The 16,200-nt window shown below is 70.4% G+C and carries 14 protein-coding genes and 4 tRNA genes; 11 read left to right on the top strand and 7 right to left on the bottom strand.

The window, feature by feature from the left end:
- Nucleotides 1-21: 21 nt before the first annotated feature.
- A complete protein-coding gene (locus J2X63_RS15670; RefSeq protein WP_309978908.1) occupies nt 22-1,236 on the top strand; it encodes an alpha/beta fold hydrolase in 1,215 nt (404 codons plus the stop codon).
- A 43-nt stretch (nt 1,237-1,279) separates the two neighbouring features.
- Here the strand turns inward: J2X63_RS15670 and J2X63_RS15665 are convergent, their stop codons facing one another.
- On the bottom strand, nt 1,280-1,717 hold the full coding sequence (locus J2X63_RS15665) for a SufE family protein (RefSeq protein WP_309978906.1): 438 nt from the start codon (nt 1,715-1,717) through the stop codon (nt 1,280-1,282).
- 50 nt (nt 1,718-1,767) lie between these two features.
- Nucleotides 1,768-2,667, bottom strand: a complete 900-nt coding sequence (locus tag J2X63_RS15660) for a sulfurtransferase (RefSeq protein WP_309978905.1) — start codon at nt 2,665-2,667, stop codon at nt 1,768-1,770.
- A gap of 141 nt (nt 2,668-2,808) precedes the next feature.
- Between J2X63_RS15660 and zapE the strand changes: the two genes are divergently transcribed.
- The 3 genes from zapE (at nt 2,809) to J2X63_RS15645 (ending at nt 5,942) form a co-directional block, all read left to right on the top strand.
- Nucleotides 2,809-3,864: a cell division protein ZapE gene (gene zapE / locus J2X63_RS15655; RefSeq protein ID WP_309978903.1), complete on the top strand. Its 1,056-nt coding sequence runs from the start codon at nt 2,809-2,811 to the stop codon at nt 3,862-3,864.
- A 215-nt stretch (nt 3,865-4,079) separates the two neighbouring features.
- Entirely contained in the window at nt 4,080-5,342 is a 1,263-nt protein-coding gene (locus J2X63_RS15650) for an ammonium transporter (RefSeq protein WP_309978901.1), read from the top strand.
- Between the two features lie 42 nt (nt 5,343-5,384).
- On the top strand, nt 5,385-5,942 hold the full coding sequence (locus tag J2X63_RS15645) for a type II toxin-antitoxin system PemK/MazF family toxin (RefSeq protein ID WP_309978899.1): 558 nt from the start codon (nt 5,385-5,387) through the stop codon (nt 5,940-5,942).
- A gap of 81 nt (nt 5,943-6,023) precedes the next feature.
- Here the strand turns inward: J2X63_RS15645 and J2X63_RS15640 are convergent.
- A tRNA-Val gene (locus J2X63_RS15640) sits at nt 6,024-6,096 on the bottom strand.
- A 237-nt stretch (nt 6,097-6,333) separates the two neighbouring features.
- Between J2X63_RS15640 and J2X63_RS15635 the strand changes: the two genes are divergently transcribed.
- The 3 genes from J2X63_RS15635 to J2X63_RS15625 all read left to right on the top strand — a co-directional run bounded on the left by J2X63_RS15635 (nt 6,334) and on the right by J2X63_RS15625 (nt 6,636).
- A tRNA-Gly gene (locus J2X63_RS15635) sits at nt 6,334-6,405 on the top strand.
- A 56-nt stretch (nt 6,406-6,461) separates the two neighbouring features.
- Nucleotides 6,462-6,535 (top strand) — tRNA-Cys (locus tag J2X63_RS15630).
- Between the two features lie 26 nt (nt 6,536-6,561).
- Nucleotides 6,562-6,636 (top strand) — tRNA-Val (locus J2X63_RS15625).
- 110 nt (nt 6,637-6,746) lie between these two features.
- On the opposite strand, the gene J2X63_RS15620 is transcribed toward J2X63_RS15625, so the two are convergent.
- Nucleotides 6,747-8,825, bottom strand: a complete 2,079-nt coding sequence (locus tag J2X63_RS15620) for a glycosyl hydrolase family 28-related protein (protein ID WP_309978897.1) — start codon at nt 8,823-8,825, stop codon at nt 6,747-6,749.
- A 218-nt stretch (nt 8,826-9,043) separates the two neighbouring features.
- Complete coding sequence (locus J2X63_RS15615) at nt 9,044-9,643, bottom strand: hypothetical protein (protein ID WP_309978895.1); 600 nt, start codon at nt 9,641-9,643, stop codon at nt 9,044-9,046.
- Between the two features lie 177 nt (nt 9,644-9,820).
- Between J2X63_RS15615 and thrS the strand changes: the two genes are divergently transcribed.
- Nucleotides 9,821-11,728: a threonine--tRNA ligase gene (thrS, locus tag J2X63_RS15610; protein WP_309980168.1), complete on the top strand. Its 1,908-nt coding sequence runs from the start codon at nt 9,821-9,823 to the stop codon at nt 11,726-11,728.
- Nucleotides 11,725-12,291 carry an HIT domain-containing protein gene (locus tag J2X63_RS15605; RefSeq protein WP_309978893.1) on the top strand — a complete coding sequence of 189 codons (567 nt, stop codon included), beginning with the start codon at nt 11,725-11,727 and terminating at the stop codon, nt 12,289-12,291. Before thrS ends, J2X63_RS15605 begins: the two co-directional genes overlap by 4 nt.
- Before the next feature lie 21 nt (nt 12,292-12,312).
- Here J2X63_RS15605 and pdxY read toward each other — a convergent pair whose 3' ends face one another.
- Both pdxY and J2X63_RS15595 read right to left on the bottom strand, forming a co-directional pair.
- The gene (gene pdxY / locus J2X63_RS15600) at nt 12,313-13,164 is read right to left on the bottom strand and encodes a pyridoxal kinase PdxY (RefSeq protein WP_309978891.1); all 852 of its coding nucleotides are present in this window, start codon (nt 13,162-13,164) and stop codon (nt 12,313-12,315) included.
- A 7-nt stretch (nt 13,165-13,171) separates the two neighbouring features.
- The gene (locus J2X63_RS15595) at nt 13,172-14,524 is read right to left on the bottom strand and encodes an aminotransferase class I/II-fold pyridoxal phosphate-dependent enzyme (protein ID WP_309978889.1); all 1,353 of its coding nucleotides are present in this window, start codon (nt 14,522-14,524) and stop codon (nt 13,172-13,174) included.
- A gap of 110 nt (nt 14,525-14,634) precedes the next feature.
- On the opposite strand from J2X63_RS15595, the gene pdxS reads away from it, so the two are divergent.
- Nucleotides 14,635-15,525 carry a pyridoxal 5'-phosphate synthase lyase subunit PdxS gene (gene pdxS, locus J2X63_RS15590; RefSeq protein WP_309978886.1) on the top strand — a complete coding sequence of 297 codons (891 nt, stop codon included), beginning with the start codon at nt 14,635-14,637 and terminating at the stop codon, nt 15,523-15,525.
- The gene (gene pdxT, locus J2X63_RS15585) at nt 15,522-16,178 is read left to right on the top strand and encodes a pyridoxal 5'-phosphate synthase glutaminase subunit PdxT (RefSeq protein ID WP_396133166.1); all 657 of its coding nucleotides are present in this window, start codon (nt 15,522-15,524) and stop codon (nt 16,176-16,178) included. Before pdxS ends, pdxT begins: the two co-directional genes overlap by 4 nt.
- Nucleotides 16,179-16,200 lie beyond the last annotated feature (22 nt).

Genomic DNA, 16,200 nt, shown 5'->3' with positions numbered 1-16,200 from the left:
CTTCGCGGGGAGGGCGCAGGGATGGGTCGAGGAGCGGACTCGGGGAGTGCGGTGCGCATCGCGGGGACGGCGATCGGACTGCTCGCCGCCGCCGTCGGAGCCGTCGCCGCGGTGACGACGGTGGTCATGGCGCGGCGGGTGGTGACACCGTCCACCACTCGCACCGAGGACGTGCGGATCCTGTCCGTCGACCTGCCTCGAGGCGAGATCGTGCTCGCGGCCTCCGCTGAGACGCGGATGGCCGGCCGGTACGGGCTCTGGTTCGAACGGGACTCGGGGCACGCCCGGCTCGGCGAGATCGTCGACGAGACCGACCGCGTCGTTCGCCGACGACTCGATGGGGTGGATTTCGGACGGCTCGACCGCGCGGGACGCGGTCGCCTCAGCGGTTGGTACCACCTCGGACCGTGGGAGCTGGGGCACGAGTACGAGAACGTGCTGGTCGAGACGCCGCTCGGGCCCGCGCCCGCGTGGTTCGTGCCGGCACCCGCGCCGTCCACGCAGTGGGTGGTGCAGGTGCACGGGCGCGGCGCGAAGCGCCAGGAGGGCCTGCGCGCCGTCGATCCCGCGCGGGACGCCGGCTGGAACACGCTCGTCGTGTCGTATCGCAACGACGGCGAGGCGCCCGAGAGCGCCGATCGCCGCTACGGGCTCGGCGGCACCGAATGGGCGGACGTCGTCGCGGCCGTGCGCTACGCCGAGCAGCACGGCGCGGAGCGGATCGTGCTCATGGGCTGGTCGATGGGCGGCTCGATCGTGCTCCAGGCGGTGCTGCGTTCCGCCGCGGTGCGCGAGCGCCTCGTCGGGGTCATCCTCGACTCGCCGGCGATCGACTGGGTCGACATCCTCCGGTTCCAGGGCACCCTGCAGAAGCTGCCTCCGGGCTACGGCGACATCGTCGTGCGCCTCCTGGGCGGCCCTTGGAGCGGCGGCCTCACCGGCCTGGCCGCGCCCATCTCGGTGGAGGAGCTCGACCCCGTCGCGCGCGCCGACGAGCTCGACGTGCCCATCCTCCTCATGCACAGCCAGGACGACGGCTACGTGCCCATCGACGGGTCGCGACGGCTCGCGGCCGCGCGTCCCGACCTCATCGAGTTCGAGGTCTTCGAGGGCGCCCGCCACACGAAGCTCTGGAACCACGACCCTGCACGCTGGACACGCCTCGTGCGCGGATGGCTCGAACGCAGCGACGCCGACGTGCGACGGCTCGCCGAGGAGGCGGAGATCGCCGGCTGATCCCCGGCTGACGGCTCACCTGCGGGGGAGCCGACCCGACCGCTCAGGCCGCCACGCGCTCCCGAACCTGTCGGCGCACCCGGGCGAGCATGCCCGACATGCCGCGCACGCGCAGCGGGGACACCGCTTCGGCCAGGCCGAGCGACTGGGGGTAGTCGGCGGGCACGGCGAGGACCTCGTCGACCGAGAGCCCGTCGAGACCCTGCACGAGGATCGACGCGAACCCGCGAGTGGTGGGCGACTCGGCCGGTGCCGTGGCGTGCAGGTGCACCCGCCCGTGCTCGACCTCCACGAAGATGAAGACCGGCGACTGGCACTCCTCGACCTTCTCGAAGAGGTCGGGGTGGTCTCGGTAGCGCTCTGGCAGCTCGGGCAGCTCGTTGGAGAACTCGAGCAGCAGCTGCAGGCGATCGCGGACGCCGAGCGCGAGGAAGTCCTCGCGGGTCTCGGCGAGTCGGGCGGGCAGGGTCGTGGCGTCCATCGGATCCATTCTCCCACCGCCGACGTGCGACACCGCCCGCCGGCTGCGGACTAGCGGGTCGGCACCTCGCCGCGCTCGGCGCCGGTCGCGATGGGCACGCGCACCGCGCTGCCCCACTCGGTCCACGAGCCGTCGTAGTTGCGCACGTGCTCGAAGCCGAGCAGGTGCGTCAGCACGAACCAGGTGTGGCTCGAGCGCTCGCCGATGCGGCAGTAGGCGATCACGTCGTCGCCGTCGCTGAGGCCGGCCTCGTCGCGGTAGATCGCGTCGAGCTCGGTGCGGCTCTTGAAGGTGCCGTCCGCGGCGGCGGCCCGGGCCCACGGCACGGAGGCCGCGGTCGGGATGTGCCCGGCGCGGAGGGCGCCCTCCTCGGGGTAGGCGGGCGCGCTCGTGCGCTCGCCCGTGTACTCCTCGGGGGAGCGCACGTCGATGAGCGGGTTTCCGAAGTGCGCGAGCACGTCCTCCTTGAACGCGCGCACGACGGAGTCGTCGCGCTCCACGACCGGGTACTCGACGAGGCTCACCTCCGTGACCTCGGTGGTGAGGGGGCGCCCCTCGGCGATCCAGAGGTCGCGGCCGCCGTCGAGCAGGCGCACGTCCTCGTGGCCGAAGAGCGTGAACACCCACAGCGCGTAGGCCGCCCACCAGTTGTTCTTGTCGCCGTAGATCACGACGGTCGTGTCGCGGGCGATGCCCTTCGAGCCGAGCAGCGCGGCGAACTGCTCGCCCGTGAGGTAGTCGCGCACGACCGGGTCGTTGAGGTCGGTGTGCCAGTCGATCTTCACGGCGCCGGGGATGTGGCCCGTCTCGTAGAGCAGCACGTCCTCGTCGGACTCGACCACCACGAGGCCCGGTTGCCCGAGGTGTTCGGCGAGCCATTCGGTGGTGACGAGGCGCTCGGGATGCGCGTACTCGGCGAACTTGGCTGCGGAGTCGAACTCGGCGGACATGGAACCTCCAGGGATCGTCCGATCGGACGGGGTGTGCGGGGGAGCGGACTAGGCTGGTGACCTGTCCACCTCGAATCTACGCGGCGTGCGGGTGGAAGTCAGCATGCCCGTCATCCGGTGCAATACGGGAGTCCCTCCAGCATGACCACGGCCGCGAGCCATGCCCTCATCCGCCTCATCGAGCGGAATCCCACCATCTCGGCGGCCGAGATCGCCTCGGAACTGGCGCCGCCCCCGCAATTCGAGCACGCGTCCTTCGAATCGTATCGGCCCGACCCCGACTTCCCGTCGCAGCAGGCGGCGCTCGATCGGCTCAAGGAGTTCGCCGGCGCCTGGCGCGCGGCGCAGCGCCCTGGCGGATTCTTCTCGCGCAAGCGGCCCGCACGCATCGAACTGCCGGGCGTCTACCTCGACGGCGGCTTCGGCGTCGGCAAGACCCACCTGCTCGCGGCGCTGTGGCACGTCGCCCACGGGCCGAAGTACTTCGGCACCTTCATCGAGTACACGGCGCTCGTCGGGGCGCTCGGGTACGCGCAGGCCGTCGAGTTGCTCCGTGGTGCACGCCTCGTCTGCATCGACGAGTTCGAGCTCGACGACCCGGGCGACACGATGCTCATGACCCGCTTCCTCGGTGAGCTGATGGCCGGCGGCACCCGGGTGGCGGCCACCTCGAACACGCCCCCGAACGCCCTCGGCGAGGGCCGGTTCGCGGCGTCGGACTTCCTCCGGGAGATCCACGCGCTGTCGTCGAACTTCGAGACCCTCCGCATCGACGGCCTCGACTACCGCCGCCGCGACACCGAGGGGCACGCCGAGGCGATCCCCGACGCGGCCGCGGTGACGCACACGGCCGAGGCGCTCGCGGCGCGCGGCCACAGGGTCTCCCTCGACGGCTTCGACGACCTCATCGCCCACCTGGCGACGGTGCATCCGTCGAAGTACATCAAGCTCATCCAGGGCGTCGAGTTCATCGCGCTCGAGGGCGTCCACGAGCTCTCGAACCAGAACGCGGCGCTCCGCCTCGTGGCCTTCATCGACCGCGTGTACGACGCGGAGGTGCCGATCATCGCGAGCGGCATCCCGCTCGACCAGGTGTTCGACGACGAGATGATGGCCGGCGGCTACCGCAAGAAGTACCTGCGCGCCATGAGCCGCATGATCGCCCTCACCACGGGCGAGCTGCCGCCGCACGACTGAGGTCGCGCACGCGGCATCCGTGAACGCGTGATGAGCCGGCCGGATGCCGCGACCGCACGGATTCACATCGATCGCCCGGCCCGCCGAAATGTGCTGTTTACATCGATGGCCCAGGCCGTAACGATCCGGAAACACAACACGATCCCTCTCGAAACGTCCCGTCATGAGACTGGACCGCACCAGGTTCCCCAACCCTGCACTGAGAGAGGTTCGAGATGGATCAAGGCAACACGGCGTTCCTACTGATATCCGCAGCACTGGTGTTGCTGATGACGCCGGGACTCGCGTTCTTCTACGGCGGCCTCGTCAAGGCGAAGAGCGTCATCAGCATGATGATGCTCAGCTTCGGCGCCATGGGCCTCATCGGCGTCCTCTGGGTGCTCTACGGCTACGCCATCGCCTTCCCCTCGGCTGAGGGACTCGCTGCCCCCTGGTCGATCGACTGGTCGGCGATCGGCCTCGAGAGCCTCCTCGAGACCCCTGAGGGCGCCGCGTACCCGCCGCTCGCCTTCGTCGGGTTCCAGGCGACCTTCGCGATCATCACGGTGGCCCTGATCTCGGGCGCCATCGCCGACCGCGCGAAGTTCGGCGCGTGGATGATCTTCGCCGCCGTGTGGGCCACCGTCGTCTACTTCCCGGTTGCGAGCTGGGTGTTCAACTTCGGCCTGGCCGACGACGGCAGCTTCGCCTACGGCGGCTGGATCACCTACGGCATGCAGCAGTTCTTCGGCGTCGGCGCCCTCGACTTCGCCGGTGGCACCGCGGTGCACATCAACGCCGGTGCGGCGGCCCTGGCCCTCGCGCTCGTGCTCGGCAAGCGCGTCGGCTTCTCGAAGGGCGCGCACGTGCCCCACAACCCGCCGTTCGTGCTCCTCGGCGCCGGCCTCCTGTGGTTCGGCTGGTTCGGCTTCAACGCCGGTTCCGAGCTCGCGGCCGACAACACCGCGGCCGTGGCGTGGATCAACACCCTCGCCGCTCCGGCAGCCGCCCTGCTGGCGTGGCTCGTCGTCGAGAAGATCAAGGACGGCAAGCCCACGTCGGTCGGCGCGGCATCCGGTGCCGTCGCGGGCCTCGTCGCGATCACCCCCGCGTGTGCGTTCCTCACCCCGATCTGGGCGATCGTGCTCGGCATCATCGCCGGCGCGGTGTGCGCGCTCGCAGTGGACCTGAAGTTCCGCTGGGGCTTCGACGACTCGCTCGACGTGGTGGGCATCCACCTCGTGGGCGGCCTCATCGGAACCCTGTACCTGGGCTTCTTCGCCAACACGACGGGCCTCATCTACAGCGGCAACCTCACGCAGCTGCTGGTGCAGGCGATCGCCGCCGTCTCGGTGATGGTCTACTCGTTCGTGCTCGCGTTCGTCATCGGCTTCATCGTGCAGAAGACCGTCGGCTTCCGGGTCAAGAACGAGGACGAGATCGCCGGCATCGACACGGTCGTGCACGGCGAGGACGCGTACAAGCTCGAGACCGTCTGACGACGCAGATCCACCGCGAGGGCGGTGGGGTAGTGTGCCGGTGTGCCAGACACCAGCCGCTTCCTCACCGCCCTCGGGCGCGTGTTCGGGATGTTCTCGGGGGCGCGCACGTCGGCCGCGTCGAGCAGCGCTCCGGAAGCCCCGACCGCAGGTGCTCCGGCCCCGGTCGGGCTGCTCTCACCAGGCCAGTCGGGACCGTCGGCCACGGTCGAGGTCGACCCGGCACGGCTGCGCGACGTGCGTCTCACGTACGCTCCGGCGCACGACGGCGAACCCGACCCCGGCGAGATCGTGTGGACGTGGGTGCCGTACGAGGAGCGCGACGGCCGCGGCAAGGACCGGCCGGTCGTGATCGTCGCCGCGTCGGGCGGCGGCGACTTCCTCGCCGTGCAGCTCACCAGCAAGGCGCACGACGGCGACCGCGACTTCCTGAGCCTCGGAACCGGCCCCTGGGACGCCTCCGGACGGCCGAGCTGGGCGCGGGTCGACCGCCTCTTCCGGGTGCGAGCCGGCGGGATGCGGCGCGAGGCAGCCTCGCTCGATGCCGCTCGCTACGCGGCGCTCGCCCGGGCGCTCGGCGATCGGTACGGCTGGCGCTGAGTCGTCGAGGCATCCGCGTGGACACCGAGCCCCCGGAATGCGGAAACGAAGAACGCCCCCCAGTGGAGTGGGAGGCGTTCGTGGGCGATGCCGGGCTCGAACCGACGACCTCTTCCGTGTGAAGGAAGCGCGCTACCAGCTGCGCCAATCGCCCATGTGGGATCGCGGTGCACCGTGGTGACCGCGGACTCGATACTAGCCGACCCGGCGGGCCGAATGCACATCGACGGCCGGCGGACGCCTGCCCGGGCGCGCCGAACGCGTCGACACGCCCGGGATCCGGGCACCGAATGGGCCGATGACCGGGGGGAATCTGCCACCCGGTCCGCTCAGTTTGTGATTCGTTCACCGGATCAGTTAGAGTCTCTCTGCACGCAGAAATGCGGGCAACGCGGATGTGGCGCAGTGGTAGCGCATCACCTTGCCAAGGTGAGGGTCGCGAGTTCGAATCTCGTCATCCGCTCTGATCGGGAATGAGCGTGAGTTCATTCCTGTTCTTCTGGTGGTGAACCCAAACGCGGTGGATTGGCCGAGAGGCGAGGCAGCGGCCTGCAAAGCCGTATACACGGGTTCGAATCCCGTATCCACCTCCAAGCTGAGAAACCTCGATTCTCGACTTGGGCGATTGGCGCAGCGGTAGCGCGCTTCCCTGACACGGAAGAGGTCACTGGTTCGATCCCAGTATCGCCCACCACGACAAGGCCCCGGCATCGCCGGGGCCTTTCGCATTGCAGCGGGGGTCATCCGACGCGAGGAAGCCGGATGCCCCGTTCGAGGCACCCGGCCCATCGCGATCAGTTCACCTCACCAGGGTGATGGCGCGGGTGGTGCGACGACCGGCGGCCGGTCGTCGCACGTGATCGTGTTCGGCAGCTCCCACGGCGCGAGCCAGGGTCCGGTCGTGTTCACGCCGCTCGAGTCGTTGCCGCCGAGGTCGACGAGCGAGAACTCCGACCCCTCCGGCGTGAAGTGGAACGTGCCGCAGTTGTTCACCCCCACGGCGCCGACGTTGCGCGCGTCGACGTTCTCGAACGATGCCGAGCCCGCGACCCTGGCGCTGACCACCGACGTGCCGGTGCCGTCGACGCGGACGTCGGCGAAGTGCACGCCCGAGATCGACACCTGGTCCTTCACGGGCCAGTCGGACACGAGCATGATCGCGTTGTAGGTGCTGTCGAGGAAGTGGTCGCCGATCACCCGGATGTCGGCCTGGTCGATCGATCGGTCGAGCGCGTAGAACCAGACGGCCCCGAGCCCGATGTTCCAATTGAGCTCGTACGTGCCGGCCCGCACCGTGGTGTTGTCGACGATCGCGAGTGAGCCGGTGAAGGGTTCGGCGCCGAACCTGGAGCCGACGTGCAGCCCGCTGCCCTCGCGGATCGGGTCGGCGACCAGGTTGCCCGACACGATGGTGTCGGTGCCGCCGTAGATCGCGATGCCGTTGGCGAGCGTGGGCGTCTGCACGGTGTTGCGCTCGAACGCGTTGCCCGCGTTCGCGACGGTCTCCGACCACATCGCGAGCCCGTCGTCGCCGGTGTTGCGCACGAAGGTGTGCTCGACCGTGGATCCGGTCACCCCGGTGTGGAAGTTCAGCCCGTCCGCGATCTGGTCGACGATGATGCTGTCGCGCACCTCGAGGCCGTCCATCGGCCCGTCGAACCACATGCCGACCTTGGTGTGGTGGATGTAGAGCCCTTCGATGGTCGAGTCGCTCATCGCCCCGCCGACGCCGTTCACCTGGTCGGCGTCGATGCGCTCGCGCACGTCGCCCTCGATCGCGAACCCCGAGAGGTGCACGTTCGTGCTGCCGCCCTCCGCGGCGTCCTTGCCGTAGAAGCCCACGCCGGTGTGCACGGAGCCGTCGGGCGCCGGCTCGGCGAGCGCCACCTCGCTCCCGCGGATGGTGGTGTACCAGCTGCCGGCGCCCTCGATGGTCACGTCGTCCACGATGACGTGCCGGTCGACTCGGAAGGAGCCCGGCGGCACGTACACGGGCAGGTCGTGGCGCTTCGCGAAGGCGATCGCGCGATCGAAGGCCGGCGCGGCGTCGCGCCTGCCGGTCGGGTCGGCCCCGAACAGCAGGACGTTCGCGGCCTTCAGTCGCACGTGCGGCGCTGCGACCAGTTCGCTGTCGAGGAGGTCGATCGTGGTCAGCTCGGCCGTGGCGCGCTTCGGGACGGCCAGCCGGACGACGTCACCGGCCTCGTACGTCCGTCCCAGGAGCATCCGCTGCTCATCGTAGAAGTGCATGGGGCGGAACGGGGTCGTGACGGCGTAGTCGGGCCCAGGCACGCACCCGCACTCGGTGATCCACCAGTCTGGGTGGAGGAGCCCTGCGTTCGGGTCGTTCGTGAACGGGTACTGGTTGTAGAGCCAGGAGTACTCGGAGGTGAGCGTCATCGTGCGCTTCTGCCGGCCGTTCACGGTGATGTCGAGAGGCGAGCGGATGCCGCCGCCCTCCGCCGAGTCGGGGATGCTGTAGCGCACGGTGATCGCGTTGGCCTGCGCCGGCAGCGTGAACTCCACGTACTGCCCCGGCGCGAGCTGCACCGCGCTCCGTCCCGACGCCTCGGCGGGGAGGGTGTAGGCCGCGCGGTCGGGGCCGACGACCGTGCCGGTGTGCACCGCTCCCTCGGCCTCCTGTTCGAGGAAGGGCACGTCGGCGCCACGGCCGGCGACCAGCTCGGGGTCGAGGGCCGCCCGGGTGACCGCAGGTACGGGTGCCGATGGCGCTCCGGATGCCGCAACGGCGGCACCAGGCGCAGCCAGCACTGCTGCGGCGAGCAGCGCCGACGCGACGGCGGCGCCGATGGATGCGCGCGCGCTCGGCGTCCGCGGGCGGCGCAGGATGGGCTCGGACGTCTGGCTGGTGGATCGCGTCATCGTCGACTCGGTTCCTCTCGGTGGTGCACGCCATCGGACACCGCGGGCACTGGCGAACCCACGAGTGAGCCGACCCTACGTCCGCGCGTGACGGCATCACAAGGGGCTGCGAAGGAATGTCGACGAAGAGTCGAGTTCTTGCGGATGCGGACGAAAGCCGCTGCAAATCGCGGCATCCGCGTGCGCTCGCTTTGCACCGGTGGGCGAAAGAGCCGAGCTCAGCCGATCGGAAGCGGGTCGAAGACGAGCGGCGGATGGGCGATCCTCGTGCTGAACCACGACCAGGCCTCGCCCGACGTCTGCTCGATCGCCGCCGAGGCGTCCAGGCCTGGCGGCACGTTCCGCAGGATGATCGTGATGACGCGGCGGCCGCTGAAGCGGATCGATCCCGGCGCGTCCACGGTGCCGCTGCCCGCGTACCCGCTCGGGGTGAAGGCGGCGCGCGTGGGCGCGTCCACGGCGAAGGTGAACACATAGGTGCCGGGGCCGGTCGCGCCGTAGGCGGCCGGGTTGAAGTGCACCGAGACGGCGGGGTTGCGGTGCGGGGACTCCCGGAGGTCGAAGCCCGCGTACGGCTCGGCGGCGTCGGTCTGTACGATCGTCGGGCGGATGAGCGTGAGGTTCGTGCGCCCGAGGCCGACCGTGACGGTGGGGGAGAGCACCTGGATGGGCGCCCAGAAGATCGGGCCGAATCCGAGTTCGCCGGCTCGGCGCTTGGCGGCCCAGTCCTCCGCGGTCAGGTCGGTGTCGAAGTGCGCGAACGGCGCGGTGCCGGCCGCTGCGCCGCGGTCGTCGTCGGTGGGGTCTGAGCTGGACATGAGGCAAACTCTAGAACTCGGATGCCGCCCTGTCATCAGGGTGCGCACCGACCGGCAGTCGACGGCCGGGCGGCCCCTGCCGCCGCACTACAGTTGAAGGGTTCGTTTCGACCCCAGAGGGAGTGGTTCACAGTGGCCGACGGCTTCGAGCTCTTCACCGATCGATCCGTTGTCGCGATGCGCGTCAACGGCGAGCTCAAGGACCTCGCCACCACGGTGACGGACGCCGACGTCGTCGAGCCGGTCACGATCGACTCGCCCGACGGCCTCGCGATCCTCCGCCACTCGACCGCCCACGTGCTCGCCCAGGCGGTGCAGGCCGTCAACCCCGAGGCGAAGCTCGGCATCGGACCCCCGGTGACCGACGGCTTCTACTACGACTTCGATGTCGCGCAATCGTTCACGCCCGAGGACCTGAAGGCCCTCGACAAGGAGATGGCGCGCATCGTGCGCCAGGGCCAGCGCTTCATGCGTCGCGTCGTCACCGACGACGAGGCGCGCGCGGAGCTCGCGGACGAGCCCTACAAGCTGGAGCTCATCGGGTTGAAGGGCCACGAGAGCGGCACCGCGCAGTTCGAGGAGAGCGAGAACGTCGAGGTCGGCGGCGCCGAGCTCACGATCTACGACAACGTCGATCCCAAGACCGGCGAGACCGTCTGGAAGGACCTGTGCCGCGGCCCCCACCTGCCGAACACGCGCATGATCGGCAACGGCTGGGCGCTCTCACGCGTGGCGGCGGCCTACTGGCGGGGCTCGGAGAAGAACCCGCAACTGCAGCGCATCTACGGCACGGCCTGGCCCACGAAGGACGAGCTGCGCGCGTACCAGCACCGCCTCGAGGAGGCCGCGCGACGCGACCACCGCAAGCTCGGCGCCGAGCTCGACCTGTTCTCGTTCCCCGAGGAGATCGGCAGCGGATTGCCGGTCTTCCACCCCCGGGGCGGCATCATCAAGCGCGAGATGGAGGACTACGTCCGCCGCCGCCACATCGAGGAGGGCTTCCAGTACGTGTCGACCCCGCACATCACGAAGGCGCACGTCTTCGAGCTGTCGGGTCACCTGCCGTACTACAAGGACACCATGTTCCCGCCGATGGAGCTCGAGAACAGCGAGTACTACCTCAAGGCGATGAACTGCCCCATGCAGAACCTCATCTTCCGGTCGCGAGGCCGGTCCTACCGCGAGCTGCCGCTGCGCTTCTTCGAGTTCGGCACCGTCTACCGATACGAGAAGTCGGGCGTCGTCCAGGGGCTCACCCGGGTGCGCGGGCTCACCCAGGACGACTCGCACAGCTACGTCACCCCGGAGCAGGCCCCCGCCGAGATCCAGCACCTGCTCGACTTCGTGCTCGGGCTCCTTCGCGACTTCGGTCTCGACGACTTCTACCTCGAGCTGTCCACCCGCGATGCGAACTCGGACAAGTTCAAGGGCAGCGACGAGCAGTGGGAGGTCGCTACGAACGTGCTCCGCGAGGTCGCCGAGGCGTCCGGCCTCGAGCTCGTGCCCGACCCCGGGGGCGCCGCGTTCTACGGCCCCAAGATCTCGGTCCAGGCGCGCGACGCGATCGGCCGCACGTGGCAGATGTCGACCATCCAGTACGACTTCAACCAGCCCGAGGGCTTCGGGCTCGAGTACACCGCCGCCGACGGCACCCACCAGCAGCCGGTCATGATCCACTCGGCGAAGTTCGGCTCCATCGAGCGGTTCTTCGGCGTGCTGATCGAGCACTACGCGGGTGCCTTCCCGGTCTGGCTCGCGCCGGTGCAGGTCGTCGGCATCCCCGTCGCCGACGAGTACGCCGAGTACCTCGGCGGCATCGTCGACCAGCTCCGGCGCGCCGGCGTGCGAGCCGAGCTCGACACGAGCGACGACCGGATGCAGAAGAAGATCCGCACGCACACGACGCAGAAGGTACCGTTCCAGCTCATCGCCGGCGAGAACGACCGGGCCGGCGAGACGGTGAGCTTCCGCTTCCGCGATGGCTCCCAGGAGAACGGCGTGGCCATCGCCGAGGCCGTCTCCCGCATTCGCGCGGCGATCGACGAGCGCCGGCAGGTGCTCACGAGGGACGACCTGTTCGGATGACGCGCGCATACCAGGCCGACGAGTTCGACGGGGTCCCCACGGATGCCGCGTCCGACCTCGCCGGCGTGCCCGACGCGTTCCAGCGGCTCTGGACCCCGCACCGGCTGGTGTACATCCAGCACGGTCAGCAGCCCGACGAGCACACCTGCCCGTTCTGCCGTGCGCCCGAGATGAGCGACGAGCAGTCGCTCATCGTCGCGCGGGGCAGGCTCGCCTACGTCCTGCTCAACCTGTTCCCCTACAACAGCGGGCACCTGCTCGTGTGCCCCTACCGGCACATCGCGACGTACGACGAGGCGACGCCCGAGGAGGTCGCCGAGATCGGCGAGCTGACCCAGATCGCGATGCGGGTCGTGAAGCAGGTGTCACGGTGCGACGGGTTCAACATCGGCATGAACCAGGGGCGCATCGCCGGGGCGGGCATCGCGGAGCACCTGCACCAGCACATCGTGCCGCGCTGGGCACTCGACGCGAACTTCTTCCCGATCATCGCCGGCACGAAGGCCCTGCCTCGACTGCTCGGCGAGGTGCGGCAGGAGATCGCCGAGGCGTGGCCCGCCTGAGGATCCGGCGGGCCTGACGGCTCAGCGCACCCGTCGGGCCTCGAACTGCATCCGAGGGTGGGCGTAGGCCTCCTGCGACTCGACGAGCCGGAGCTCGCGCTCGCCCGACTCGTGAGTGTTCTCGAGCAGGTCGAACACGCTCGACGCGGTGCGCGCGAGTGCGTCCGCCGCGTCGCCGGTGCGTCGATAGTGCGCGGTGAAGAGCGCCGCCGTCACGTCGCCCGAGCCGTTCGCCTTCAGCGGCAGCAGGGGAGTCTGCACGATCCAGGCGCCGTGGTCGTCGACGGCGAGCATCTCGATGGTGCCCTCCTCGCGATCGGGCCGCTCCACGCTGGTCACGAGCACCGTGCGCGGGCCCGACGCCCGCGCCAGGTCGACGGAATCCAGCGTGGAGTCGAGCGATCCGGGCTCGGTGCCGGTGAGGTAACCCAGCTCGAACTGGTTCGGCGTGATGAGGTCGGCGGCGGGCACCACGCGTTCGCGCAGCAGCACGGGGATCGCGGGCGCGACGAAGCATCCGCTCTTCGCATTGCCCATCACCGGATCGCACGAGTAGACGGCCGCCGGGTTGGCCGCCTTGATGCGCGCGACCGCGTCGAGGATGACGTCGGCGATGCCCTCCGAGCCCTGGTAGCCCGACAGGATCACGTCGATCCCGGGGAACGCCCCGCGGTCCTCGATGCCGGCGATGACCTCGCGCACGTCCTCGGGACTGATGAGCGGGCCGCGCCAGGCGCCGTAGCCCGTGTGGTTCGAGAAGTTCACGGTGTAGACCGGCATGACCTCGACGCCGATGCGCTGCAGGGGGAACACGGCCGCGGAGTTGCCGACGTGGCCGTAGGCGACGGCGGACTGGATCGAGAGGACCTTCACCCCTCGATCATTCCATCCCGGCGGCGACGAGTCGCCCGCCCGCTGCGCGAACGGCCGCGGCCAGGTCGCCGGCGAGCCGGTCGGCGTCGGCGGCGGCGAGGTCGTGCACCGTGAGCCGGAGCCTGCGCACCGCGCTCGCGTCGGCGAGGGAGAACTCGTCGCCCGCGCGCACGAGCCAGCCGCGCCGCATGAGGTGCTCGGAGACGTCGCGCGCCGGCACCGGAAGTGGGACCCAGAGGTTCAGGCCGTCGCCGGCTGCGGCCGGCACGCCGAGCGCGCTGAGCCGCGCGGCGAACGCCGCGTTGCGTGCCGCGTAGTGCGCGCCGGCGGCCGTGACGCGGGCCGTGACGTCGGGGTCGGTGACGAGCGAGAGCACGAGGCGCTGCAGCAGGTGGCTCACCCACGTGGTGCCGGGGGTGAGGCGCGTCGCGAGGCGTTCGGCGGTGTCGGGGTCGGATGCCGCGACGGCGAGGCACATGTCGGGTCCGAGGAACTTCGACACCGACCGCACGAGCGCCCATCGCCGATGATCTGGGCCGATGATCGAGCGGAACGGGGTTCGCGACAGCATCGAGAAGTGGTCGTCCTCGATCACCAGCACGTACGGGTACGCGCGCAAGACCTCTCGCAGGTCGGCGGCGCGCGATTCCGACAGGCTGGCCCCGGTCGGGTTCTGCGCCCGCGGAGTGCTGACCACGGCGCGCACGCCCTGCTCGAGCGCGGACTGGAGCCCGGCCACGGTCATGCCCTCGTCGTCCACCGGCACCGGCACGGCGCGATACCCGCCGACACGCACGGTGTGGATGCTGGTCAGGAAGCAGGGATCCTCGAGCGCCACGGCATCGTCGCGCACGAGCGCCTGGGCGAGCAGTCGCTCGACCGCGTCGGCGGCCCCGTTCGTGATCGTGAGCCGGAGGTCGGACGGGGCGAGGTCCTCGCGCATCCATGCGTGCGCCCACTGCTCGAGGCCCGGGTCGATCACGGGCTCGCCGTAGAGCACCGGCCGGCCCGCCATGCCGGCGAGGGCGCGGGACGGGTCGGGGATGAGATCGGGGTCGGGGTTCCCGGTCGCCACGTCGCGGAGCACGCTGTCGGGAGCGAAGCCCTCCTGCGCGACGGCGGAGCGGTCGGCGACGTGCGTGCCACCGCGGCCGCGGGTGACGACCATGCCGGCCGAGGTGAGCTGGCGGTACGCCGCGACCGCGGTGTTGCGGTTGACGCCCAGGCTCTCGGCGAGGTTGCGCACGGGGGGCAGCGGATCTCCGGGCTGCAGCCCGCCGCGCTCGATGAGCGCGCGGACGCTCGCGGCGATGTCCGCGGCCGACCGGCCGGTGATCTCGAGGGTCAGGTCATGATCCATGGGTGCTCCGAATCTCCGTGCCGGACCATGCTATCTTTTGGCCTAGGTCAAGCGGGCGTTCTGTCCGCAGAACTGCGCGATTGCGCGTCATCCGTCGAAAGGACCCCCCGATGAGCACTGTCGAGACCGGCTCCAGCCGCGTGAAGCGCGGCCTCGCCGAGATGCTGAAGGGCGGCGTCATCATGGACGTCGTCACGCCCGAGCAGGCGCGCATCGCCGAGGATGCCGGCGCCGTCGCCGTCATGGCGCTCGAGCGCGTCCCCGCGGACATCCGCGCCCAGGGCGGCGTCGCCCGCATGAGCGACCCCGACCTCATCGAGGCGATCATCGCCGAGGTCTCGATCCCCGTCATGGCGAAGGCCCGCATCGGCCACTTCGTCGAGGCGCAGGTGCTCCAGGCGCTCGACGTCGACTACATCGACGAGTCCGAGGTGCTCTCACCGGCCGACTACGTGAACCACATCGACAAGTGGGCGTTCAACACGCCCTTCGTCTGCGGTGCCACCAACCTCGGCGAGGCGCTCCGGCGCATCAACGAGGGCGCGGCCATGATCCGCTCGAAGGGCGAGGCCGGCACGGGCGACGTCTCCGAGGCGACCAAGCACATCCGCAAGATCACCTCCGAGATCAACCAGCTGAAGTCGATGACGCGCGACGAGCTCTACGTCGCGGCCAAGGACCTCCAGGCGCCGTACGAGCTCGTGGCCGAGATCGCCGAGACCGGCAAGCTCCCCGTGGTGCTCTTCACCGCGGGCGGCGTCGCCACCCCGGCCGACGCGGCCATGATGATGCAGCTCGGCGCCGACGGCGTGTTCGTCGGCTCCGGCATCTTCAAGTCGGGCAACCCCGAGGCCCGCGCCGCGGCCGTCGTCAAGGCGACGACGTTCTACGACGACCCCGCCGTGATCGCCGACGTGTCGCGCGGCCTCGGCGAGGCCATGGTCGGCATCAACGTCGGCGACCTCGCCGCCCCGCACCGCCTCGCCGAGCGCGGCTGGTGACCACCACCCTCCGCAGCGAGTCGATCGGCGCGGGGGAGCAGGCTCCGGCCGGCCCCCGCGTCGGCGTGCTCGCGCTGCAGGGCGACTTCCGAGAGCACGCACACGTGCTCTCGCGGCTCGGCGCGCGCGTCTCGCTGGTGCGCCGGCCGGGTGAGCTCGCCGAGATCGACGGGCTCGTGATCCCCGGCGGCGAGTCGAGCGTCATGGACAAGCTCTCGCGCTCGTTCGGCCTCGCCGAGCCGTTGCAGGCCGCGATCGGCGACGGGATGCCGGTGTACGGCACGTGCGCCGGGTTGATCATGCTCGCCGACACGGTGCTCGACGCGATCGCGGGACAGCAGAGCCTCGGCGGCCTCGACGTGGTGGTGCGGCGCAACGCCTTCGGATCGCAGAACCAGTCGTTCGAGACCGACCTCGACGTCCCGGCGCTCGGCGCCGAACCGGTGCACGCGGTCTTCATCCGCGGACCTGTGGTCGACTCGGTCGGCCCCGGGGCGACGCCGCTCGCCCAGCTCGAGGACGGACGCGTGGTCGCGGTGGAGCAGGGCAACCTGCTCGGCACGAGCTTCCATCCCGAGATCACGGGGGAGTACCGGTTCCACGAGTACTTCCTCGGCAAGGTGCGCGACCGGGCCGTCGCCACCGCGGGCTGACGCGGTCGGCGGCCGGGGCTAT

Source organism: Agromyces sp. 3263 (genome assembly GCF_031456545.1).
In the GTDB taxonomy this organism is placed as follows: domain Bacteria; phylum Actinomycetota; class Actinomycetes; order Actinomycetales; family Microbacteriaceae; genus Agromyces.
Note: the sequence above shows the minus strand (reverse complement) of the source record. Positions and strands in the feature narration are given on the sequence as shown.